Origin of the sequence: Streptomyces anulatus, assembly GCF_000721175.1 — a bacterium.
Taxonomy (GTDB): domain Bacteria; phylum Actinomycetota; class Actinomycetes; order Streptomycetales; family Streptomycetaceae; genus Streptomyces; species Streptomyces anulatus_C.
The window spans coordinates 14,233-35,055 of the sequence record NZ_JOEZ01000042.1; the positions used below are offsets into that span (position 1 = coordinate 14,233).

At 71.0% G+C, this 20,823-nt stretch carries 19 protein-coding genes and 2 pseudogenes; 9 read left to right on the plus strand and 12 right to left on the minus strand.

Annotated elements, in window-relative coordinates; all coding sequences use genetic code 11:
- The 3 genes from IG90_RS0134035 (at nucleotide 1) to IG90_RS0134045 (ending at nucleotide 2,779) form a co-directional block, all read left to right on the plus strand.
- Complete coding sequence (locus IG90_RS0134035; RefSeq protein ID WP_030593606.1) at nucleotides 1–942, plus strand: ABC transporter ATP-binding protein; 942 nt, start codon at nucleotides 1–3, stop codon at nucleotides 940–942.
- On the plus strand, nucleotides 939–1,706 hold the full coding sequence (locus IG90_RS0134040) for an ABC transporter permease (protein ID WP_030593609.1): 768 nt from the start codon (nucleotides 939–941) through the stop codon (nucleotides 1,704–1,706). Before IG90_RS0134035 ends, IG90_RS0134040 begins: the two co-directional genes overlap by 4 nt.
- Before the next feature lie 86 nt (nucleotides 1,707–1,792).
- On the plus strand, nucleotides 1,793–2,779 hold the full coding sequence (locus tag IG90_RS0134045) for a COX15/CtaA family protein (RefSeq protein WP_030593612.1): 987 nt from the start codon (nucleotides 1,793–1,795) through the stop codon (nucleotides 2,777–2,779).
- A 268-nt stretch (nucleotides 2,780–3,047) separates the two neighbouring features.
- Here IG90_RS0134045 and IG90_RS42820 read toward each other — a convergent pair.
- The 3 genes and pseudogenes from IG90_RS42820 to IG90_RS0134055 form a co-directional block, all read right to left on the minus strand.
- Nucleotides 3,048–3,283 (minus strand): annotated as a pseudogene (locus IG90_RS42820) (amidohydrolase); the annotation flags it as partial.
- An 86-nt stretch (nucleotides 3,284–3,369) separates the two neighbouring features.
- Nucleotides 3,370–3,747 (minus strand): hypothetical protein, encoded by a 378-nt coding sequence (locus IG90_RS0134050; RefSeq protein ID WP_030593615.1) that lies wholly within the window; start codon nucleotides 3,745–3,747, stop codon nucleotides 3,370–3,372.
- 127 nt (nucleotides 3,748–3,874) lie between these two features.
- A complete protein-coding gene (locus IG90_RS0134055) occupies nucleotides 3,875–4,774 on the minus strand; it encodes a heme o synthase (RefSeq protein WP_078841978.1) in 900 nt (299 codons plus the stop codon).
- Nucleotides 4,775–5,060: 286 nt separating this feature from the next.
- Here IG90_RS0134055 and tkt point away from each other — a divergent pair, with 286 nt between their 5' ends.
- The 6 genes from tkt to IG90_RS0134085 all read left to right on the plus strand — a co-directional run bounded on the left by tkt (nucleotide 5,061) and on the right by IG90_RS0134085 (nucleotide 12,081).
- A complete protein-coding gene (tkt, locus tag IG90_RS0134060; protein WP_030593620.1) occupies nucleotides 5,061–7,148 on the plus strand; it encodes a transketolase in 2,088 nt (695 codons plus the stop codon).
- Nucleotides 7,149–7,182: 34 nt separating this feature from the next.
- Nucleotides 7,183–8,301, plus strand: a complete 1,119-nt coding sequence (tal, locus tag IG90_RS0134065; RefSeq protein ID WP_030593622.1) for a transaldolase — start codon at nucleotides 7,183–7,185, stop codon at nucleotides 8,299–8,301.
- Between the two features lie 5 nt (nucleotides 8,302–8,306).
- Nucleotides 8,307–9,839, plus strand: coding sequence for a glucose-6-phosphate dehydrogenase (gene zwf, locus IG90_RS0134070; protein WP_030593624.1), 1,533 nt, complete (start codon nucleotides 8,307–8,309; stop codon nucleotides 9,837–9,839).
- A complete protein-coding gene (opcA, locus tag IG90_RS0134075; protein ID WP_030593627.1) occupies nucleotides 9,836–10,867 on the plus strand; it encodes a glucose-6-phosphate dehydrogenase assembly protein OpcA in 1,032 nt (343 codons plus the stop codon). Before zwf ends, opcA begins: the two co-directional genes overlap by 4 nt.
- Nucleotides 10,864–11,646, plus strand: coding sequence for a 6-phosphogluconolactonase (pgl, locus tag IG90_RS0134080; RefSeq protein ID WP_030593630.1), 783 nt, complete (start codon nucleotides 10,864–10,866; stop codon nucleotides 11,644–11,646). The genes opcA and pgl overlap by 4 nt, the downstream gene beginning before the upstream one ends.
- Nucleotides 11,647–11,718: 72 nt before the next feature.
- Nucleotides 11,719–12,081 carry a VOC family protein gene (locus IG90_RS0134085; protein WP_030593633.1) on the plus strand — a complete coding sequence of 121 codons (363 nt, stop codon included), beginning with the start codon at nucleotides 11,719–11,721 and terminating at the stop codon, nucleotides 12,079–12,081.
- A gap of 45 nt (nucleotides 12,082–12,126) precedes the next feature.
- Here the strand turns inward: IG90_RS0134085 and IG90_RS0134090 are convergent, their stop codons facing one another.
- The 9 genes and pseudogenes from IG90_RS0134090 to gap form a co-directional block, all read right to left on the minus strand.
- The gene (locus IG90_RS0134090) at nucleotides 12,127–12,651 is read right to left on the minus strand and encodes a hypothetical protein (protein WP_030593635.1); all 525 of its coding nucleotides are present in this window, start codon (nucleotides 12,649–12,651) and stop codon (nucleotides 12,127–12,129) included.
- Nucleotides 12,652–12,774: 123 nt separating this feature from the next.
- A complete protein-coding gene (locus IG90_RS0134095; RefSeq protein ID WP_030593638.1) occupies nucleotides 12,775–14,286 on the minus strand; it encodes a PH domain-containing protein in 1,512 nt (503 codons plus the stop codon).
- The gene (locus tag IG90_RS0134100; protein WP_030593641.1) at nucleotides 14,283–14,789 is read right to left on the minus strand and encodes a PH domain-containing protein; all 507 of its coding nucleotides are present in this window, start codon (nucleotides 14,787–14,789) and stop codon (nucleotides 14,283–14,285) included. Before IG90_RS0134100 ends, IG90_RS0134095 begins: the two co-directional genes overlap by 4 nt.
- 4 nt (nucleotides 14,790–14,793) lie before the next feature.
- The gene (pgi, locus tag IG90_RS0134105; RefSeq protein WP_030593643.1) at nucleotides 14,794–16,458 is read right to left on the minus strand and encodes a glucose-6-phosphate isomerase; all 1,665 of its coding nucleotides are present in this window, start codon (nucleotides 16,456–16,458) and stop codon (nucleotides 14,794–14,796) included.
- A 420-nt stretch (nucleotides 16,459–16,878) separates the two neighbouring features.
- A pseudogene (locus tag IG90_RS42825) lies at nucleotides 16,879–17,053 on the minus strand (RNA polymerase-binding protein RbpA); the annotation flags it as partial.
- Nucleotides 17,054–17,210: 157 nt separating this feature from the next.
- Nucleotides 17,211–17,447, minus strand: coding sequence for a preprotein translocase subunit SecG (gene secG / locus IG90_RS0134110; protein ID WP_030593646.1), 237 nt, complete (start codon nucleotides 17,445–17,447; stop codon nucleotides 17,211–17,213).
- Between the two features lie 115 nt (nucleotides 17,448–17,562).
- Nucleotides 17,563–18,339, minus strand: coding sequence for a triose-phosphate isomerase (tpiA, locus tag IG90_RS0134115; RefSeq protein ID WP_030593650.1), 777 nt, complete (start codon nucleotides 18,337–18,339; stop codon nucleotides 17,563–17,565).
- Between the two features lie 6 nt (nucleotides 18,340–18,345).
- Nucleotides 18,346–19,557 (minus strand): phosphoglycerate kinase, encoded by a 1,212-nt coding sequence (locus IG90_RS0134120; protein ID WP_030593653.1) that lies wholly within the window; start codon nucleotides 19,555–19,557, stop codon nucleotides 18,346–18,348.
- A gap of 122 nt (nucleotides 19,558–19,679) precedes the next feature.
- A complete protein-coding gene (gene gap, locus IG90_RS0134125) occupies nucleotides 19,680–20,690 on the minus strand; it encodes a type I glyceraldehyde-3-phosphate dehydrogenase (RefSeq protein ID WP_030593655.1) in 1,011 nt (336 codons plus the stop codon).
- Nucleotides 20,691–20,823 lie beyond the last annotated feature (133 nt).

A 20,823-nucleotide genomic window follows, 5' to 3' on the forward strand; every position in this document is an offset into this window, starting at 1 on the left:
ATGGAGAACGAGCCCGTCGTACAGGTCAAGGGCCTGGTGAAGCGGTACGGCGCGAAGACCGCGGTGAACGGCCTCGATCTGGTGGTCGCGACCGGCGCGGTGACCGCCGTCCTCGGCCCGAACGGTGCCGGGAAGACCACCACCGTCGAGACCTGCGAGGGCTACCGCCGCCCCGACGCCGGCACCGTACGGGTCCTCGGCCTCGACCCGGTCGCCGACGCGGAGCGGCTGCGCCCGCGGATCGGGGTGATGCTCCAGTCCGGCGGCGTCTACTCCGGCGCACGCGCCGACGAGATGCTCCGCCACATGGCGAAGCTGCACGCCCACCCCCTCGACGTGGACGCCCTGACCGAACGCCTCGGCCTCGGCGACTGCGGCCGCACCGCCTACCGCCGGCTCTCCGGCGGCCAGCAGCAGCGCCTCTCGCTGGCCATGGCGGTCGTCGGCCGGCCCGAGCTGGTCTTCCTGGACGAGCCGACCGCCGGTCTCGACCCGCAGGCCCGCCGCTCCACCTGGGACCTGGTGCGCGAGCTGCGCGCCGACGGGGTGTCCGTGGTGCTGACCACCCACTTCATGGACGAGGCCGAGGCACTCGCCGACGACGTGGCGATCATCGACGCGGGCCGGGTCATCGCCCAGGGCAGCCCGGAGCAGCTCTGCCGGGGCGGCGCGGAGAACACCCTGCGCTTCACCGGACGCACCGGGCTCGACCTCGGCTCCCTCGTCAAGGCGCTGCCCGACGGCTCCGAGGCCGCCGAGCCGCTGCCGGGGACGTACCGGATCACCGGGACCATCGACCCGCAGTTGCTGGCCACGGTGACCTCCTGGTGCGCCCAGCACGGGGTGATGCCCGAGGGCATCTCGGTGGAGCGGCACACCCTGGAGGACGTCTTCCTCGAACTGACCGGCAAAAAGCTGACCGGCAAGGAGCTGCGCGCATGAGCGCCGGTACGTACACCCCGCGCCCCGGCGCCGCCCCGCTCCCCCGGATGATCGCCGCGCAGACCGCGCTGGAGACCCGGATGCTGCTGCGCAACGGCGAGCAGCTGCTGCTGACGGTGATCATCCCGGCGCTGCTGCTGGTGCTGTTCAGCGCGGTCGACATCGTCGACACCGGCTCGGGCGCGTCGGTCGACTTCCTGGCCCCGGGCATCCTGGCGCTCGCCGTGATGTCCACCGCCTTCACCGGCCAGGCCATCGCCACCGGCTTCGAACGCCGTTACGGGGTCCTCAAGCGGCTCGGGGCCTCCCCGCTGCCCCGCTGGGCCCTGATGACCGCGAAGACGCTGTCGGTGCTGGTCACCGAGGTGCTCCAGATCGTGCTGCTGACGGCGATCGCCTTCGCCCTCGGCTGGTCGCCGCAAGGCAATCCGCTCTCGGTGCTGCTGCTGCTCGTCCTCGGGACCGCCGCGTTCTCCGGGCTCGGGCTGCTGATGGCCGGAACGCTGAAGGCGGAGGCGACGCTCGCCGCAGCCAACCTGGTCTTCCTGCTGCTGCTGGTCGGCGGCGGGGTCATCGTGCCGCTGGACAAGTTCCCGGACGCGGTGCAGTCGGTGCTGGGGCTGCTGCCCGTGTCGGCGCTCTCCGGGGGCCTGCGGGACGTCCTGCAGCACGGTGCGTCGATGCCGTGGGCCGAGGCCGGAGTCCTCGCGGTGTGGGCGGTGCTGGGGCTCGGCGCCGCGGCCAAGTTCTTTCGCTGGGAGTAGGCCGACCGGGGCATGTCCGGGGATGTTCACGGGCAACCGGGTACGAACCCACCCCTAGTGAAAACGTGCACAAGGCCCGTCCTACGATGGTCCGCGTGGAAACCCCCATCTCCCTCATCGCCAAGCGCTGGACGCCGTCCACCCGGATGGTGAAGCGCGCCGCGCTCTCCGCCGTCGTGATGAGCGTCTTCATCATCGTCACGGGCGGGGCCGTCCGGCTCACCGGCTCGGGCCTCGGCTGCGACACCTGGCCCAAGTGCACCGACGACAGCCTGTTCGCGACGCCCGAGCAGGGGCTGCACGGCGCGATCGAGTTCGGCAACCGGATGCTGACCTATGTGCTGTCGGCCGCCGTCGGCTGGGCGATCGTCGCCGTCAGCTCGGTCAAGCCGCGCCGCCGCAAGGTGACCCGGCTGGCCTGGTCCCAGTTCTGGATCGTGCTGGGCAACGCCGTCCTCGGCGGGATCACGGTCTGGGCGGGCCTCAACCCGTGGACGGTGGCCGGGCACTTCCTGCTGGCCAACGCGCTCCTCGCGGTCACCGTGATCACCTGGGTGCGGGTCGGCGAGGGCGACGGTCCGCCGCGCCCGCGGACCCCGCTGCCGGTGCGGCGCCTCGCATGGGCCATCGTGGCGACCACGGTGGTCCTGATCGTGCTGGGCACCTCGGTGACCGGTTCCGGCAAGCACGCCGGCGACAGCAGCGACGTGCCGCGCATGCCGTGGGACTGGTCGGCCGCCGCCCATGTGCACGCCATCGCCGCCTGGGCGGTCTGCGCCCTGGCCATCGCGATGTGGCTGGCCCTGCGGGCGGTCGACGCGCCCGCCGACACCCGGGCCCGCGCCCGCGACCTGCTGTTCGTGCTGCTCGCCCAGGGCGCGATCGGGTACGTCCAGTACTTCAGCGACGTCCCCGAGCTCCTGGTCGGGGTCCACATGTTCGGCTCGGCCATCATGTGGATCGCCGTGATCCGGCTGGTGCTGAGCATGCGCGAGCGCGGCGACGACGTGCCCGCACCGCTGCCCGGCCCGTCCGCCCAGCAGCAGGAGACGGCGCGGGCGACGACCGCCTGACGGACCGACGTACGACGGGTGAGGGGCGGCGGGCCGGTGGGCCCGCCGCCCCTCCCGTACGTCCCGGCCCCTCCCCCACGTAACCGGGCCATCACCCCAGCCGGTACACCCCGGCGCGCGTCGCCCGACCCGTGGTCCAGCAGCTCCGGCCCGACGGGCGCCCCGCCGCGCCCTGGTCCCCCGCGCCCGGGCGGCACGGTTCTCCGCCTCCCGCCGGGCCGGCCGGCCACCGCCCGCACCCGGACCGGCCCCGGCGGCTCGGGGCGCGCTCCCGGCGCCGGGCCGGACAGCGGGCGGGCGGTGCGCTTCGAGCCCGAGAAGAGGCGGGCACCAGCGGCGCACGGCGAAGCCGGTCCGGGTGTCGAAGAAGGTGGTGCCGGGGGCGGCCGGAGCGCCGTCGGCGGCGGTGAGCCGGGCCTCGAAGGGGCCGAGGCCCAGCTCGGTGCGCAGGACGCCGTGGCAGTTCTGGCCGACCAGGTCGGCCACGGGCACGGTGTCGGCCATCCGGGGCTCCCTGGGACGGCGTGCGTATGCACGGCCGGACGGGTGAGCCCCGGGTCGGGTTGCCCGACGGAGTGGAAAGAGCCGCCTCAGCGGTCGTTGGAGGGGCCGCCGACCTGGATCCCGGCCATTCGGGACCACTCGTACGGGCCGGTGCGGACCTTGAGCGCGAAATCGCCGTCGAACTCCTCGTGCATCGTGATGCCGGACTTCGCGGCCGCGCTCTCGGCCACCGCGTAGGTCGGGGCCACGAGGTCGCCCCAGGCGCCGTCCTCGCCGACCAGGACGATGCGGGCGCCGGCCTCGCCGATGTAGGCGAGCTGTCCCTCCGCACCGCCGTGCTCCTTGGCGAAGGCGCCGATCTGGCGGACGAGCTTCGCCGCCCTGCGTTCGGCGCGCGCCGCCTTCCTGGCCTCCGTCCGTGAGGTCTGCCCGGTGTCGCTCGTGTCTGCTGCCGTCTCTGCCATGAACAGGATGCTACCGACGGGTAGATGAACTGGCGACGGGCGGGTCGCGTGGCCTGTGCCACGCGACCCGCCCGTCGAAGAAGTCCTGAGGGCTGTCCCGCAATTCCCGGTGGATCAGCGCGCGGCGTCAGATGCGGTGCATCGCAAGGCGGAGGGGCATCCGCATACTGGATGTATGTGGATGTTCCCGGTTCTGCAGGCCGTGGGCCTCCCAGAGCCAGGCGCCGCCGGACAGCAGCGCCACCGCGGTGTAGAACCAGCCGGTGTAGCCGAGCGGGGTGAGCAGCAGCGAGACCGCGACCATCACCCAGCTGTAGAGGACGATCTGCTTGGCGACCACCCGGTTGGAGGCGACGACCGGAAGCATCGGGACGCCGACCCGGGCGTAGTCGTCCTTGACCTTCATCGACAGCGGCCAGTAGTGCGGCGGCGTCCAGAAGAAGATGACGGCGAAGAGGATGACGGCGGCCCAGGAGAGCGAGTTCGTCACGGCGGACCAGCCGATGAGGACCGGCATGCAGCCCGCGATGCCGCCCCAGACGATGTTCTGGGAGGTGCGGCGCTTCAGCAGCATCGTGTAGACGACGACGTAGAAGAGCAGCGCGCCGAGGGCGAGGGCGGCCGAGAGCCAGTTGACGAGCAGCCCGAACCAGACCGTGGAGACCACCGCGAGGGCGATGCCGAAGGCCAGGCATTCGCGGGGGCTGACCATGCCGGTGACCAGCGGGCGCTGGGACGTACGGTCCATCAGCGCGTCGATGTCCCGGTCGATGTACATGTTGAGCGCGTTGGCACCGCCGGCGGAGAGATATCCACCGATGGTGGTCGTGAGGACGAGCCACAGGTCGGGTACGCCCTGGGCGGCGAGGAACATCACCGGAACGGTGGTGATGAGCAACAGCTCGATGATCCGTGGCTTGGTAAGCGCCACGAATGCCTTGACGCGGGCCCCGAACGGGCGATGGCCCCCCGGGCTGGGAGTCAAGGCGACCCCTGCGGGTCGGGACTCGACGGCCGTCACGCACACCCCTGACAGAGAAATCCCAGCAAGCTCCGGGCGAGGAGGCCCGGTGAAGACTTGCGCGAACCCGTTCACTCTAGACGTTGCGGATACGCCGCCCTTCGCGGGGGTGGGGTCGTGTTGGGGGTGACTGTTCACCGGCGTACGCATTCCGCCGGGAGGCGAACTCCACAGGTCGCCCACACCCTGGAAAGCGCCCGGAAAGTGTGCCTGTCAACGGGGGTAGGCTCGACAGCGCCCGGTGCGGTAACAGTCACCGGTTTACGACAGTGGAGAGGAGCCCTGACTCAGGGTGAGCATCAAGCCGACCACCACAGACCTCCAGTGGACCGATTTGGACCAGCGGGCCGTGGACACCGCCCGCGTCCTCGCCGCGGACGCCGTACAGAAAGTCGGAAACGGCCACCCGGGCACGGCGATGAGCCTGGCTCCTGCCGCGTACACCCTCTTCCAGAAGGTGATGCGGCACGACCCCGCGGACGCGGAGTGGACCGGTCGTGACCGGTTCGTCCTGTCCGCCGGCCACTCCAGCCTGACGCTCTACATCCAGCTCTACCTCGCCGGTTACGGCCTGGAGCTGGACGACCTCAAGGCCTTCCGCACCTGGGGCTCGAAGACCCCCGGACACCCGGAGTACGGACACACGACCGGTGTCGAGACGACGACCGGGCCGCTGGGCCAGGGTGTCGCCAACGCGGTGGGCATGGCGATGGCCGCCCGCTACGAGCGCGGTCTCTTCGACCCCGAGGCGGCCCCGGGCACCTCCCCGTTCGACCACATGGTCTGGGTCGTCGCGGGTGACGGCTGCCTCCAGGAGGGCATCTCGGCCGAGGCGTCCTCGCTGGCCGGGCACCAGAAGCTGGGCAACCTGGTCCTGCTCTGGGACGACAACCACATCTCCATCGAGGGCGACACGGAGACCGCGGTCTCCGAGGACACCATCAAGCGGTACGAGGCGTACGGCTGGCACGTCCAGCGCGTCGACCAGCTCCCCAGCGGCGACCTGGACCCGGCGGGTCTGTACGCGGCGCTGCAGGCGGCCAAGGCCGAGACCGGGCGTCCGTCGTTCATCGCGGCCCGCTCGATCATCGCCTGGCCCGCCCCGAACGCGCAGAACACCGAGGCCGCGCACGGCTCGGCGCTCGGCGACGACGAAATCGCGGCGACCAAGCGGGTCCTCGGCTTCGACCCGGAGCAGACCTTCGAGGTCTCCGACGCGGTCATCGGCCACACCCGCGAGGCCCTGGACCGCGGCCGCGAGGCCCGCGCCGAGTGGGACAAGTCGTTCGCCGCGTGGCGCACGGCCAACCCGGAGCGCGCCGCCTCCTTCGACCGGATCGCCGCGGGCGAGCTGCCCGAGGGCTGGGAGGAGAAGCTCCCCGTCTTCGAGCCCGGCAAGGGCCTGGCCACCCGTGCCGCGTCCGGCAAGGTGCTCCAGGCGCTCGGCGAGATCGTGCCCGAGCTGTGGGGCGGCTCCGCCGACCTCGCGGGCTCGAACAACACCACGATCGACAAGACGTCGTCGTTCCTCCCGGCGGGCAACCCGCTGCCGGAGGCCGACCCGTACGGCCGCACGATCCACTTCGGGATCCGCGAGCACGCGATGGCCGCCGCCATGAACGGCATCGCGCTGCACGGCACCACCCGTGTCTACGGCGGCACCTTCCTGGTGTTCTCCGACTACATGCGCAACGCGGTGCGGCTCTCCGCTCTGATGCACCTGCCGGTGACGTACGTGTGGACGCACGACTCGATCGGCCTCGGCGAGGACGGACCGACCCACCAGCCGGTCGAGCACCTGGCCGCGCTGCGCGCCATCCCGGGCCTGAACATCGTGCGCCCGGCCGACGCGAACGAGACCGCCATCGCCTGGCGCGAGATCCTGCGCCGCTACACCAAGGTGTTCGGCAAGGGTGCGCCGCACGGTCTGGCGCTGACCCGGCAGGGCGTGCCGACGTACGAGGCGAACGAGGGCGCGGCCAAGGGCGGCTACGTCCTGTTCGAGGCCGAGGGCGGCGAGCCGCAGGTACTGCTCATCGCGACCGGCTCCGAGGTTCACGTCGCCGTCGAGGCGCGCGAGCAGCTCCAGGCGGCCGGGGTGCCGACCCGGGTGGTCTCGATGCCCTCCGTCGAGTGGTTCGAGGAGCAGGACCAGGCGTACAAGGACAGCGTGCTGCCGCCGTCGGTGAAGGCGCGCGTCGCGGTCGAGGCGGGCATCGGCCTGACCTGGCACCGGTACGTGGGCGACGCCGGCCGGATCATCTCGCTGGAGCACTTCGGGGCCTCGGCCGACGCGAAGGTGCTCTTCCGCGAGTTCGGGTTCACGCCCGAGAACGTGGCCGCCGCCGCGCGGGAATCCCTCGAAGCCGCAGCACGCTGACGCCGGTAGATACGACTAGTAGGAGATGCAACTCATGACAGACGCACTCAAGCGCCTCTCCGACGAGGGCGTGGCGATCTGGCTCGACGACCTGTCGCGCAAGCGGATCACGTCCGGCAACCTGGCCGAGCTGATCGACCAGAGCCACGTCGTCGGCGTCACCACCAACCCGTCGATCTTCCAGAAGGCGATCTCCTCGGGCGACGGTTACGAGCAGCAGCTCACCGACCTCGCCGCCCGCAGGGTCACCGTCGAGGAAGCCCTCCGCATGATCACGACGGCGGACGTCCGCGACGCCGCCGACATCCTGCGCCCGGTCTTCGACGCCACCGGCGGTCAGGACGGCCGGGTCTCCATCGAGGTGGACCCGCGCCTGGCGCACAACACCACGGCCACCGTCGCCGAGGCCAAGCAGCTGGCGTGGCTGGTCGACCGGCCGAACACGCTCATCAAGATCCCGGCGACCAAGGCCGGTCTGCCGGCGATCACCGAGACGATCGGCCGGGGCATCAGCGTCAATGTGACGCTGATCTTCTCGCTGGAGCGCTACCGCGCGGTCATGGACGCCTACCTGGCGGGCCTGGAGAAGGCGAAGGCCGCGGGCCTGGACCTCTCCGAGATCCACTCGGTGGCGTCCTTCTTCGTGTCCCGCGTGGACACCGAGATCGACAAGCGGCTGGACGCCATCGGCTCCGACGAGGCGAAGGCCGCCAAGGGCAAGTCCGCCCTGGCCAACGCCCGGCTGGCGTACGAGGCGTACGAGGAGGTCTTCGCGAGCGACCGCTGGGCCCCCCTGGACAAGGCGCAGGCCAACAAGCAGCGTCCGCTGTGGGCCTCCACCGGCGTCAAGGACCCGTCGCTCAAGGACACCCTGTACGTCGACGACCTGGTCGCCCCCAACACGGTGAACACCATGCCGGAGGCGACCCTGGAGGCCGTGGCCGACCACGGCGAGATCACCGGCAACACGGTCGCCGGCGGCTACGAGCAGGCCCGCGCCGACCTCGACGCGATCAAGAAGCTCGGCATCTCGTACGACGACGTCGTGCAGGTGCTGGAGGACGAGGGCGTCGAGAAGTTCGAAGCGTCCTGGACCGACCTGCTCAAGTCGACCGAGGCGGAGCTCCAGCGCCTCGCCCCCTCGGAGGGCTGACCACTTTGTCTGTTGTTCCCGGAGCCAACCCGCTCCGTGACGCACAGGACCGACGGCTCCCGCGTATCGCGGGGCCGTCGGGCCTGGTCATCTTTGGCGTCACGGGCGATTTGTCCCGTAAAAAGCTGATGCCCGCCGTCTACGACCTGGCCAACCGCGGCCTGCTGCCGCCGGGCTTCTCGCTCATCGGCTTCGCGCGCCGCGACTGGGAGGACGAGGACTTCGCCCAGGTCGTCCACGACGCCGTCAAGGAGCACGCCCGTACGCCGTTCCGCGAGGAGGTCTGGCAGCAGCTCATCCAGGGGATGCGCTTCGTCCAGGGCAACTTCGACGACGACGAGGCGTTCGAGACGCTGAAGGCGACCATCCAGGAGCTCGACCAGGCGCAGGGCACCGGGGGCAACTTCGCCTTCTACCTGTCCGTGCCGCCGAAGTTCTTCCCCAAGGTCGTGCAGCAGCTGAAGAAGCACGGTCTGGCCGACCAGAAGGAGGGCTCCTGGCGGCGTGCCGTCATCGAGAAGCCCTTCGGCCACGACCTGGCCAGCGCGCAGGAGCTCAACCAGCTCGTGCACGACGTCTTCCCGCCCAACGAGGTCTTCCGGATCGACCACTACCTGGGCAAGGAGACGGTCCAGAACATCCTGGCGCTGCGGTTCGCCAACACGATGTTCGAGCCGATCTGGAACCGGTCCTACGTCGACCACGTACAGATCACGATGGCCGAGGACATCGGCATCGGCGGCCGGGCCGGCTACTACGACGGCATCGGCGCCGCCCGTGACGTCATCCAGAACCACCTGCTCCAGCTGCTGGCGCTGACCGCGATGGAGGAGCCCGGCTCCTTCCACCCGAAGGCCCTGGTCGCCGAGAAGCTCAAGGTGCTCACCGCCGTCGAGCTGCCCGAGGACCTCGGCCTGCACACCGTGCGCGCCCAGTACGAGCACGCCTGGCAGGGCGGCCAGGAGGCCCTCGGCTACTGCGAGGAGGAGGGAATCGACCCCAAGTCGACGACCGACACCTACGCGGCGATCAAGCTGACGATCAACAACCGCCGCTGGGCGGGCGTGCCGTTCTACCTCCGTACCGGAAAGCGGCTCGGCCGCCGGGTCACGGAGATCGCGGTCGTCTTCAAGCGCGCGCCGTACCTGCCCTTCGAGTCCGGTGCGACCGAGGAGCTGGGCGGCAACGCCCTGGTCATCCGGGTCCAGCCGGACGAGGGCGTCACCGTGCGCTTCGGCTCCAAGGTGCCCGGCACCTCGATGGAGGTCCGGGACGTCACGATGGACTTCGCGTACGGCGAGTCGTTCACCGAGTCCAGCCCGGAGGCGTACGAGCGGCTCCTCCTGGACGTCCTGCTCGGCGACGCCAACCTCTTCCCGCGCCACCAGGAGGTCGAACTCTCCTGGACCATCCTCGACCCGATCGAGGAGTACTGGGGCAAGCACGGGAAGCCCGCGAAGTACGCGGCCGGCACCTGGGGTCCGGCCGAGGCCGACGAGATGCTCGCACGTGACGGACGGAGCTGGAGGCGGCCATGAAGATCGATCTCACGGAAACCACGTCCAGCAAGATCAACCAGGCGCTGGTCTCGGCCCGCCGGGCCATCGGCACCCCCGCCATCGGCATGGTGCTCACGCTGGTCATCGTCACCGACGAGGAGAACGCGTACGACGCGCTCAAGTCGGCCGGTGACGCCTCCCGCGAACACCCCTCGCGGATCATCGCGGTGATCAAGCGGGTCAGCCGCTCGCCGCGGGCCCGCCGCGACGCCCGCCTCGACGCCGAGGTCCGGGTCGGTTCCGACGCGGGCACCGGCGAGACCGTCGTGCTGCGGCTCCACGGCGAACTGGCCAACCACGCCCAGTCCGTGGTCCTTCCGCTGCTGCTGCCGGACGCCCCGGTCGTGGTGTGGTGGCCCGAGGGCGCGCCCGCCGACCCGGCGAAGGACCCGCTCGGGGCCCTCGCCCAGCGCCGGATCACCGACACCTACTCGGCCGAGCTCCCGCTCGACGAGCTGGCGGTGCGGGCGGCGGCGTACAGCCCAGGCGACACCGACCTGGCCTGGACCCGGATCACGCCGTGGCGTTCGATGCTGGCCGCCGCGCTGGACCAGCAGCCGGCCCAGGTCGTCGGCGCGACCGTCGAGGGCGAGAGCGACAACCCGAGCTGCGAGCTGCTCGCGATGTGGCTCGCCGACCGGCTCGGCGTCCCGGTGGAGCGCACGCTCTCCGGAGGGCCCGGTCTCACCGCGGTCCGGATGGAGACGAAGAACGGCGTCATCGTCCTGGACCGGGCCGACGGCACGCTGGCCACGCTCTCCATGCAGAACCAGCCGGACCGCGGGGTGGCGCTCAAGCGGCGCGACACCGCCGAGCTGCTCGCCGAGGAGCTGCGACGGCTCGACCCGGACAACACCTACGCGTCCGCGGTCAAGTTCGGTGTCGACCGGCTGCACGCGGGCGGCGAGGTCAAGGCGGCCGCGGCCGAGAGCGCCGGGGAGAAGGCCGCCGAGACCAAGGCGCCCGCCGCGAAGAAGGCCCCGGCCAAGAAGGCGGCCTCCAAGTGACGCCCCCTCAACTGGTCGTGCACCGCGACAAGGAGCTGATGGCGCAGGCCGCGGCGGCCCGGCTGATCACCAGGATCGTGGACGCCCAGGCCTCCCGGGGCCACGCCTCGGTGGTGCTGACCGGCGGGCGCAACGGCAACGGCGTCCTGGCCGCGCTCGCCACCGCGCCCGCCCGGGACGCGGTCGACTGGGCACGCCTGGACCTGTGGTGGGGCGACGAGCGCTACCTGCCCGAGGGCGATCCGGAGCGCAATGTCACCCAGGCCCGTGAGGCGCTGCTCGACGCGGTGCCGCTGGACCCGGCCCGGGTGCACGCGATGCCCGCGTCCGACGGCCCGTACGGCAAGGACGTGGACGAGGCGGCAGCCGGTTACGCCGCCGAACTGGCCGCCGCCGCAGGCCCCGAGGACCACGGCCCGGTGCCCACGTTCGACGTGCTGATGCTGGGCGTCGGCCCGGACACCCATGTGGCCTCGCTCTTCCCGGAGCTTCCAGCGGTACGGGAGACCGAGCGCACCGTCGTCGGTGTGCACGGGGCTCCCAAGCCGCCGCCGGTCCGCGTCTCGCTCACGCTGCCCGCGATCCGCGCGGCACGCGAGGTGTGGCTGCTGGCGGCCGGCGAGGACAAGGCCGAGGCCGCTGCCATCGCCCTGTCCGGGGCCGGGGAGATCCAGGCCCCGGCGGCGGGCGCGTACGGCCGCGGTCGCACGCTGTGGCTGCTGGACGCCGCGGCGGCCTCGCGGCTGCCGCGCGCGCTGTATCCGCCGGCCTCTGCCTGAGCCGCGTGAGCCCGCGCAGGCCCGGACCGCTCTTCCGAGCGGTCCGGGCCTGCTGCGTGAAAGGCTCACCCCATGGTGCATATCGGAACCGTGGTGATGGGCGCGAGCGACGTGAGGCGGGCCGCCGCCTTCTGGAAGGCGGCGCTCACGTACACCGAGCGCGAGCCGGGAACGGACGACTGGGTGGTCCTGGTCCCGGCCGAAGGGCCCGGCGTCGGCGTGGCGTTGGGGCGCTCCACCTCCCCCGTGCAGGAGGTCCCCCGGGTCCACCTCGACCTCTGCTCCGACACCCAGGAGGCCGAGGTGGAGCGGCTGATCGGGCTCGGTGCCGAAAGGGTCGCGTGGGAGCTGTACCCCCCGGACCCGGACTTCGTGGTGCTCGCCGACCCCGAGGGCAACCGCTTCTGCGTCATCGACACGACGCACGGCGGCTGAGCCTGAGAGCCTGTCGGGTGGCCTTCGAGCGTCTCCTGGAGCTCCTCAGCGCTCCACGCCGCAGCGTCGGGCGATTCCCTCAAGTCGTTCGAGCTCCCGGCGCGCCGCCGGCAGGTGGCCGAGATCGAGGGCCATCCCGGCGCGGGCCGATACGTAGAGGATGTCCTCGCGGGTGGCGGCGTCGAGGCCGGAAGCGGCCCCGAGGCGACGGCGCGTGACCCTCAGGTAGATCGCGACGCTGTCGAGATCCTCGCGCAGAGCCACGGAAAGCACCTGCCGCAGCTCGTCCTTGGCGTAGTCGCGGGCCTCCCGGTCCGCGGCGCGGGGGCCGGACGACACGGGAGCCCAGGGGAGGCCGGCGTCCCGGGCGTCGTCGTACATCTCCGCCACCAGGGCACGTGCGCGCGCGGACTCGCCCTCGGCGGCGGCCGTACGGGCCGACAGCAACGTGTCGCGCAGTCGTGCGCGGACCTGAGGGTCCTCGCCGGTCCGGGCGTTCAGATAGCCGGACCACACGTCGAACGCTCTGCTCAACTCGGCGTCCAGCATGATCCCGTACACGTCCGGCACTCCGCCGCCCCTCCGTAGGAGCCGTCCCGGCATGGACGGCGGCGGACAGAACAGGACGGGCGGCGGGCCGAACGCCTGCGATTCTCCCGATGTGGCCTGCGGGAGCGCGCCCATCGGCCGATCTCACGGGCCGGTGTGCTCGACGCGCTCCAGGAAGGGCTCCAGCAGCCCTGGTACGGCCTCGGCGGCGAAGGTGAGGCCCTCGGAAGCGTCGGTGTCGTACGCCGTGTACGCGCCCCCGCCGGCGGCCGTGGTGGCCGTGATGCTCAGCAGGCCGGCCCGCCGCTGGAAGACCGACTGCCTGACCGTCCAGCCGATCACCCCGGCCCGCTCCAGGGCGGCGGTGGAGCGGCGGACCGTACCGGAGCGGGTGACCAGGTAGCGCCCGGAGAGCGCGTGTCCGAGCCCCCGGTACGCGTCCAGGGCGAGCGCCACCGCGACGGGGACGAGGACCACCGTGCAGCCGAGCGCGATCCACAGCAGCACGGGGGTGAGCAGCGCCCCGAGGACGGTCAGGACGAGGACCGGGCCCAGGACCGCGGCGAGCGACCAGCGCACTCTGCGGCCCCGGGCGGCGCGCGGGTGAGGGGTGAGCGCGGCGCCGGTCGGGGTGGCCGTCTCGCGCAGGACATCGGCGGCGACGGCGTCGGCCCGGGTCCGGGGCGCGGCCGGGAGCAGGGTGTTGTGGTCGGCGTTCTTCGCCTCGTGGTCCTTGGCGAGGCCGGTGGTGATGGCGTCGAGGCGGGCCGCGCCGACCAGCCGCACGCCCAGCGGTTCGACCAGGTCGACGCCGCGCAGCCGGGCCTCCTCGACGGAGATGGACCGCGAGGTGAACAGTCCGCGCCGGACCCGCAGGGTGCCGCCCGGCTCGCGCTCCAGGCGGTAGTTCCACCACATCTCGATCCAGAGGCCGAGCGCTCCGACGACGCCCGCGACCAAGGCGGCCAGGACCAGGGCGATGACCACCCAGAGCAGCGGGGTCTCCCGGAAGCGGTCGCCGACCCACTCGATGACCTCGCCCTGGGCGCCGACCCAGTCGCTGACCTGGAGCACGGCGCCGACGGCGGCGCCGCCGAGCATCGGGGCGACGAAGGAGACCGGGGCGTAACGGATCCAGCGGGGGTCCAGGACGGCCAGTTCTCCCTCGCGGTGGATGCCGGGCGGTGCGGTGTGCTCCAGGAGGAGGCGGCGTAGCCGCTCGCCCTCGGTGCGGGTGACCGGGTCCAGTTCGAGGGTGGAGTCGTGGCCCTGTTCGCCGGTGCCGATCCTGACGGTGACCAGGCCGAGGAGGCGCAGCATCAGGTTGGCGGTGAGGTCGACCGTGCGGATGCGGGTCCGGGCCAGGGAGCGGCGCTTGACGAGAAGGAGGCCGGTGTGGAGTTCGACGCGCTCCTCGCCGACGCGGTAGCGGGTGCGGTGCCAGCGGACGCGGTCGGCGCCCGCCGCGGCCCCGATGACCAGGACGGCTCCGGCGAGCACCTGGAGCACGGCGGCCGGGAGGCCGAACCATCGGGTGAGCCCGAGCGTGACCGGGATCGCGGCGCCCGCGACGACGCCCGCCACGACGAGTGCGGTGACCAGGACCGTACGGGGGTCGAGGCGGCGCCAGTCGGCGGGCGGGGCGGCGGTGCTCATGTGGCGTCGCCGGGGGTGTCGCGGGTGATGCGGGTGAGCTGCTGGGCGAGGTCGGCGGCGACCTCGTGGTCGAGTCCCTGGATCCGGACCGCGCCCTTGGCGGAGGCGGTGGTGACCGTGACGGTGGCGAGCCGGTAGAGCTGCTCCAGCGGGCCGCGCACGGTGTCCACGGTCTGGATCCGGGACATCGGGGCGATCCGCCACTCCTGCCAGAAGAACCCGGTGCGGACGTACACCGCGTCCTCGGTGATCTCCCAGCGGTGCGTACGGAACCACCACAGGGGGAAGAGGACGGTGGCCGCCGCCCCCGCCACGGCCAGGACCGCGGCGGACAGCAGCAGCCAGAACCGGGCCGACCCGATCAGCGCGCCCAGCACCGCGAGCGGCAGGACGTGCACGGCCGTCATCAACAGCCACTGGACCCGCCACCAGCCGACGGCGCGCTCGTTCAGCGTGTTGCGCGGCGGCCGCAGCACTACCGCCGTCCCCTCCCCCTGTGGCATCGGCTCAGCGCCCGCGCAGGGTGCGGTAGGCGTCGACCAGGGCGGCTGTGGAGCTGTCCAGCTGCCCGGCGTCCGCGCCTTCGCTCCCGTCACCGGTCAGGAGCGGTTCGATCTTCTTGGCGAGGACCTTGCCGAGCTCGACGCCCCACTGGTCGAAGGAGTCGACGTTCCAGATGGCGCCCTGGACGAAGACCTTGTGCTCGTAGAGCGCGATGAGCTGGCCGAGGACCGAGGGGGTCAGCCTGTCGGCGAGGATCGTCGTCGTGGGGTGGTTGCCCCGGAACGTCTTGTGCGGGACGAGCTCCTCGGGCACGCCCTCCGCCCGGACCTCCTCCGGCGTCTTGCCGAAGGCGAGGGCCTGGGTCTGGGCGAAGAAGTTGGCCATCAGCAGGTCGTGCTGGCCGATCAGCCCGGGCAGCAGGTCGTGGACCGGGGCGGCGAAGCCGATGAAGTCCGCCGGGATCAGCTTGGTGCCCTGGTGGATCAACTGGTAGTACGCGTGCTGCCCGTTGGTGCCGGGCGTGCCCCAGACGACCGGTCCGGTCTGCCAGTCCACGGGGTTGCCGTCGCGGTCGACGGACTTGCCGTTGGACTCCATGTCGAGCTGCTGGAGGTACGCGGTGAACCGGGACAGGTAGTGGCTGTAGGGCAGCACCGCGTGTGACTGGGCGTCGAAGAAGTTGCCGTACCAGACGCCGAGGAGGCCGAGGAGGAGCGGGGCGTTCTCCTCGGGCGGGGCGGTGCGGAAGTGCTCGTCGACGAGGTGGAAACCGTCGAGCATCTCGCGGAAGCGGTCCGGGCCGATGGCGGCCATCAGCGAGAGGCCGATCGCCGAGTCGAAGGAATAGCGGCCGCCGACCCAGTCCCAGAACTCGAACATGTTGGCCGTGTCGATGCCGAACTCCTCGACCTTCCCGGCGTTGGTCGACAGCGCCACGAAGTGCCGGGCGACGGCGTCCTGACCGGCCTTCAGCTCGGTCAGCAGCCAGTCCCGGGCGGAGGTGGCGTTGGTGATGGTCTCGATCGTCGTGAACGTCTTCGAGGCGATGACGAACAGCGTCTCGGCCGGGTCGAGGTCGCGGACCGCCTCGTGCAGGTCGGCGCCGTCCACGTTGGAGACGAAGCGGACGGTGATCGCGCGGTCCGTGAAGGAGCGCAGCACCTCGTACGCCATGGCGGGTCCGAGGTCGGAGCCGCCGATGCCGATGTTGACGATGTTCTTGACGGGCTTTCCGGTGTGGCCGGTCCACTGCCCGGACCGGACCTTCTCGGCGAAACCGGCCATCTTGTCCAGGACGGCGTGCACGGCGGGTACGACGTTCTCGCCGTCGACCTCGACGACCGCGTCGCGCGGGGCGCGGAGCGCGGTGTGCAGGACCGCCCGGTCCTCGGTGGTGTTGATCTTCTCGCCGCGGAACATCGCGTCCCGCAGCTCCGCGACCCCGGTGGCGGCGGCGAGCTCGCGCAGCAGGCGCAGCGTCTCGTCGGTGACCAGGTGCTTGGAGTAGTCGAGGTGGAGGTCGCCGACCCGCAGGGTGTAGGCGGTGCCGCGGTCCTGCTGCCGCGCGAACAGCTCGCGCAGCTGGGGAGCGCCGAGCTCCTCACGGTGCTCCGCGAGAGCCGTCCACTCGGACGTCTGGTTGAGCTTGGTTCGGCTTGCTGCGTTCATCCCGGATATCAGCCCACTTCTTCTCGTCACTCAGCATCCCCGCTGCCCCTCCAACCTAATTGATCGAGGTGGCGGGCGGCGCGGAGGAGGGTGGTGGCGCGGGAACGCGATACGGCCGGACACCCGTGGGGTGCCCGGCCGGTGAACGACTGGGTGGTCCGTGCAGCTGTTACGAGGGGGAGGCGGCTGGTGCCGTGGCAGGCGCCGTTCGCCCGTCAAGGAGTGGCGTCCGGTGCGGGCTCTCGGTGTACTGGACGTACTTGGGGTTCGGCCGGTGCAGCGGAGGTGCGTGCCGGGCGTTCGCGACGGGGCGAACGTTGCCTGTCACGGCACTAGGGCGTGTTTCGAAAGGAGCGCCGTCCGCCCGGAGGGCGGGCTCGGCGGCGTCTGGTGCGTGCGATCGCAAGGCGGAGGGTCGCCCCGATACTGGAGGGCTGTCCTTGTCCTGGCCGGCCGGGAAGCCGCAGCGCGGGCAGTCCCAGATGTCCGGCACCTGCGCGTCATGGGCGAAGCTCGGCTGCGTCTCGTGCCCGTTCGAGCACCAGAAGGAGATGCGGGCGCGCGGCGCGGACTCGCCCCGCTCCGCCTCCCCCATCGGCCCCGCTCCGACCCGGCTTCCCCGGATCGCGTTGCCACTTGCCACGGTCGTAACTCCCTGCGTGATGGTGCTCGAGGATGCCCCAGTCTACGTAAGGCCCAACGCGCGTCCAGTGGAAGGAGTTACACCCTCACCGGGAATCGCGGACGACGGGTCAGCTGTCCAGCTTGATGAGCAGACCGAGGACGACAATGCACGCGAACCAGACCAGACCGACCACCACGGTGATCCGGTCGAGGTTACGTTCGGCGACCGAGGAGCCACCGACGGAGGACTGCATTCCGCCACCGAACATGTCGGAGAGACCGCCGCCCTTGCCCTTGTGCATGAGCACCAGCAGCATCAGCAGCAGGCTGAAGACGATCAGGGCGATCTGGAACGCCAGAATCACGGCTGGTCCCTACTTTCCGGATTTCTCGATTACTGCCTGTGCGTACAGCGGGGGCCGGAGGGTGACAACCCCCTCGGCCCCCGCAAGGGTACGACGGATCGGCGCTACCGCATACTCACTGGTCGCGGAAGCGGACGATCTTGACGAACTCGTCGGCGTCCAGTGCGGCGCCGCCGATGAGGGCGCCGTCCACGTCGGGCTGCGCCATGATGGCCGCGACGTTGCCGGACTTCACGGAGCCGCCGTACTGGATGCGGACGGCGTCGGCCAGCTCCTGCGAGTACAGCTCGGCCAGCCGGCGGCGGATCGCACCGCAGACCTCCTGGGCGTCCTCGGGGGTGGCGACCTCGCCGGTCCCGATGGCCCAGACCGGCTCGTAGGCGATGACGATGGACTCGGCCTGCTCGGCCGGGATGTCCTTGAGGGCGCCGTCGAGTTGCGCGAGCGTGTAGGAGACCTGGTCACCGGCCTTGCGGATGTCCAGGCCCTCGCCGACGCAGAGGATCGGGGTCAGGCCGTGCTGGTAGGCGGCCTTCACCTTGGCGTTGCAGATCTCGTCGTTCTCGCCGTGGTACTGGCGGCGCTCGCTGTGGCCGACGGCCACGTACGTGCAGCGCAGCTTGGCGAGCATCGAGCCGGAGATCTCACCGGTGTACGCGCCGGAGTCGTGCGCCGAGATGTCCTGGGCGCCGTACTTGATCTTCAGCTTGTCGCCGTCGACCAGGGTCTGCACGGAGCGCAGGTCGGTGAAGGGCGGGAGGACGGCGACCTCGACGTCCTCGTAGTCCTTGTCGGCCAGCGCGAAGGAGAGCTTCTGGACGTGGGCGATGGCCTCGAGGTGGTTGAGGTTCATCTTCCAGTTGCCCGCCATCAGCGGGGTGCGGGTGGTCATGAAAGGTCAGTCCTCCAGTGCGGCGAGGCCGGGAAGCGTCTTGCCCTCGAGGTACTCGAGACTCGCGCCGCCACCGGTCGAAATATGTCCGAAAGCATTCTCGTCGAAGCCCAGGATGCGAACGGCCGCGGCGGAGTCGCCACCGCCGACGACGCTGAAGGCCGACGAGTCGACGAGCGCCTGGGCGACCGCGCGGGTGCCGTCGGCGAAGTCGGGGTGTTCGAAGACGCCCATCGGGCCGTTCCAGAAGACGGTGGCCGCGTCGGCGAGCTTCGATGCGTAGAGCTTGTTGGTCTCGGGGCCGTTGTCCAGCCCCATCTGGCCGGCCGGAATGGCGTCGGCGGCGACGGTGCTGGGGTTGGCCGGGGCCTTGGTCTTCAGGTCAGGGAAGGCGGGGGCGACCACGACGTCGACGGGGAGGACGAACTCCACGCCCTTCGCCTCGGCGCGCCGCAGGTACTCCTGTACGGCCGGGATCTGGTCCTCCTGGAGCAGCGAGCTGCCGACCTCGTGGCCCTGGGCCTTGAGGAAGGTGTACGCCATGCCGCCGCCGATCAGGATGCGGTCGGCCCGCTCCAGCAGGTGGTCGATCACGCCGAGCTTGTCGGAGACCTTGGCGCCGCCGAGGACGACCGCGTACGGCCGCTTCACGTCGGTGGTGAGCTTCTTCAGGACACCGACCTCGGTGGCGATGAGGTAGCCCGCGTAGTGCGGGAGCCGCGCCGGGAGGTCGAAGACCGAGGCGTGCTTGCGGTGCACCGCACCGAAGCCGTCGCCCACGTAGACGTCGGCGAGCTCGGCCAGCTGATCGGCGAAGGCGCCGCGCTCGGCATCGTCCTTGGACGTCTCGCCGGCGTTGAAGCGGAGGTTCTCGATGACGGCGACCTCACCGTCGGTGAGGCCGGCGACCGTGGCGCGGGCGGACTCGCCGACCGTGTCGGCGGCGAAGGCGACCTCGGCGCCGAGGAGTTCACCCAGGCGTGCGGCGGCGGGCGCCAGCGAGTAGGCGGGGTCGGGGGCGCCCTTGGGGCGGCCGAGGTGCGAGGCGACGACGACGCGCGCGCCGGCCTCGGCGAGCTTGGCGACCGTCGGGACGACGGCGCGGATCCGGCCGTCGTCGGTGATCGTGGTGCCGTCCAGCGGCACGTTGAGGTCGGCGCGGACGAATACCCGCTTGCCCGCGACCCCTTCGGCGAGAAGTTCGTCGATCGTCTTCATCTGTTCCGTTCACTCCTTGGAAGGACCGATGAGCATGCTAGGGCGTGTCGGCAAAGGGGCTCGACCGGCGCGTCGTTGCACCGGTCGAGCCCCTTACATCGATGTGCCTGCCGATCCGAGGATCAGAGCTGCTCGCCGACGAAGACCGTGAGGTCGACGAGGCGGTTGGAGTAGCCCCACTCGTTGTCGTACCAGCCGAGGATCTTCACCGTGCTGCCCTCCTGGACCATGGTCAGGGAGGAGTCGAAGGTGCAGGACGACGGGTCGCCGACGATGTCCGAGGAGACGATCGGGTCCTCGGTGTACGTCAGGAAGCCCTTGAGGGACCCGTCGTCGGAGGCCTTCTTGAACGCGGCGTTGACCTCGTCCTTGGTGACCTCGCGCTGGAGGGTGACGACCAGGTCGGTGGCGGAGCCGGTCGGGACCGGGACACGCATCGCGATACCGTCGAGCTTGCCCTTGAGCTGCGGGAGGACCAGGGCCGTGGCCTTGGCGGCGCCGGTGGTGGTCGGGATGATGTTCTCGGCGGCGGCGCGGGCGCGACGCAGGTCCGAGTGCGGGAAGTCCAGGATCCGCTGGTCGTTGGTGTACGCGTGGACCGTCGTCATCAGACCCTTGACGATGCCGAAGTTCTCGTCGAGGACCTTGGCCATCGGCGCCACGCAGTTGGTGGTGCAGGAGGCGTTGGAGATGACGTTGTGGTTGGCCGCGTCGTACTGGTCCTGGTTGACGCCCATCACGATGGTGATGTCCTCGTCCTTGGCCGGAGCCGAGATGAGGACCTTCTTGGCGCCGCCCGCGATGTGCTCCTCGGCGTCGGCCTTCTTGGTGAAGATGCCGGTCGACTCGATGACGATGTCGACGCCCAGCTCACCCCAGGGGATGTCGGCCGGGTTGCGCTCGGAGAGCACCTTGACGGTGTGACCATCGACGGTGATGGTGTCGGCGGTGTGGCTGACCTCTGCCTTGAGGCGACCCAGAATGGTGTCGTACTTCAGCAGGTGGGCCGTGGTCGCAGTGTCACCCAGGTCGTTGACAGCCACGATCTCGATGTCCGCACCCTGCTCGAGCAGCGCGCGGAAGTAGTTGCGACCGATGCGGCCGAAGCCGTTGATGCCTACGCGGATCGTCACGAACCGATCTCCTCGTTAGGTACGCCGGTTTTCGACGCCGGCGAGTTGTATAGGGATGTCCCCGACCGCTTCCGACCCTACCTCTCCAAGGCCCCGGGAGTGACATCGAGAGGGCCCCTGTGCGCCACCGGCC

Coding starts and splice junctions, on each gene's coding strand:
- opcA (WP_030593627.1), top strand. CDS start 9,836: ATGAAGATCGATCTCACGGAAACCACGTCCAGCAAGATCAACCAGGCG.
- IG90_RS0134045 (WP_030593612.1), top strand. CDS start 1,793: ATGGTCCGCGTGGAAACCCCCATCTCCCTCATCGCCAAGCGCTGGACG.
- IG90_RS0134035 (WP_030593606.1), top strand. CDS start 1: ATGGAGAACGAGCCCGTCGTACAGGTCAAGGGCCTGGTGAAGCGGTAC.
- IG90_RS0134040 (WP_030593609.1), top strand. CDS start 939: ATGAGCGCCGGTACGTACACCCCGCGCCCCGGCGCCGCCCCGCTCCCC.
- IG90_RS0134095 (WP_030593638.1), bottom strand. CDS start 14,286: ATGAGCACCGCCGCCCCGCCCGCCGACTGGCGCCGCCTCGACCCCCGT.
- IG90_RS0134100 (WP_030593641.1), bottom strand. CDS start 14,789: ATGCCACAGGGGGAGGGGACGGCGGTAGTGCTGCGGCCGCCGCGCAAC.
- tal (WP_030593622.1), top strand. CDS start 7,183: ATGACAGACGCACTCAAGCGCCTCTCCGACGAGGGCGTGGCGATCTGG.
- IG90_RS0134085 (WP_030593633.1), top strand. CDS start 11,719: ATGGTGCATATCGGAACCGTGGTGATGGGCGCGAGCGACGTGAGGCGG.
- tpiA (WP_030593650.1), bottom strand. CDS start 18,339: ATGACCACCCGCACCCCGCTGATGGCGGGCAACTGGAAGATGAACCTC.
- IG90_RS0134120 (WP_030593653.1), bottom strand. CDS start 19,557: ATGAAGACGATCGACGAACTTCTCGCCGAAGGGGTCGCGGGCAAGCGG.
- IG90_RS0134050 (WP_030593615.1), bottom strand. CDS start 3,747: ATGGCAGAGACGGCAGCAGACACGAGCGACACCGGGCAGACCTCACGG.
- pgi (WP_030593643.1), bottom strand. CDS start 16,458: ATGAACGCAGCAAGCCGAACCAAGCTCAACCAGACGTCCGAGTGGACG.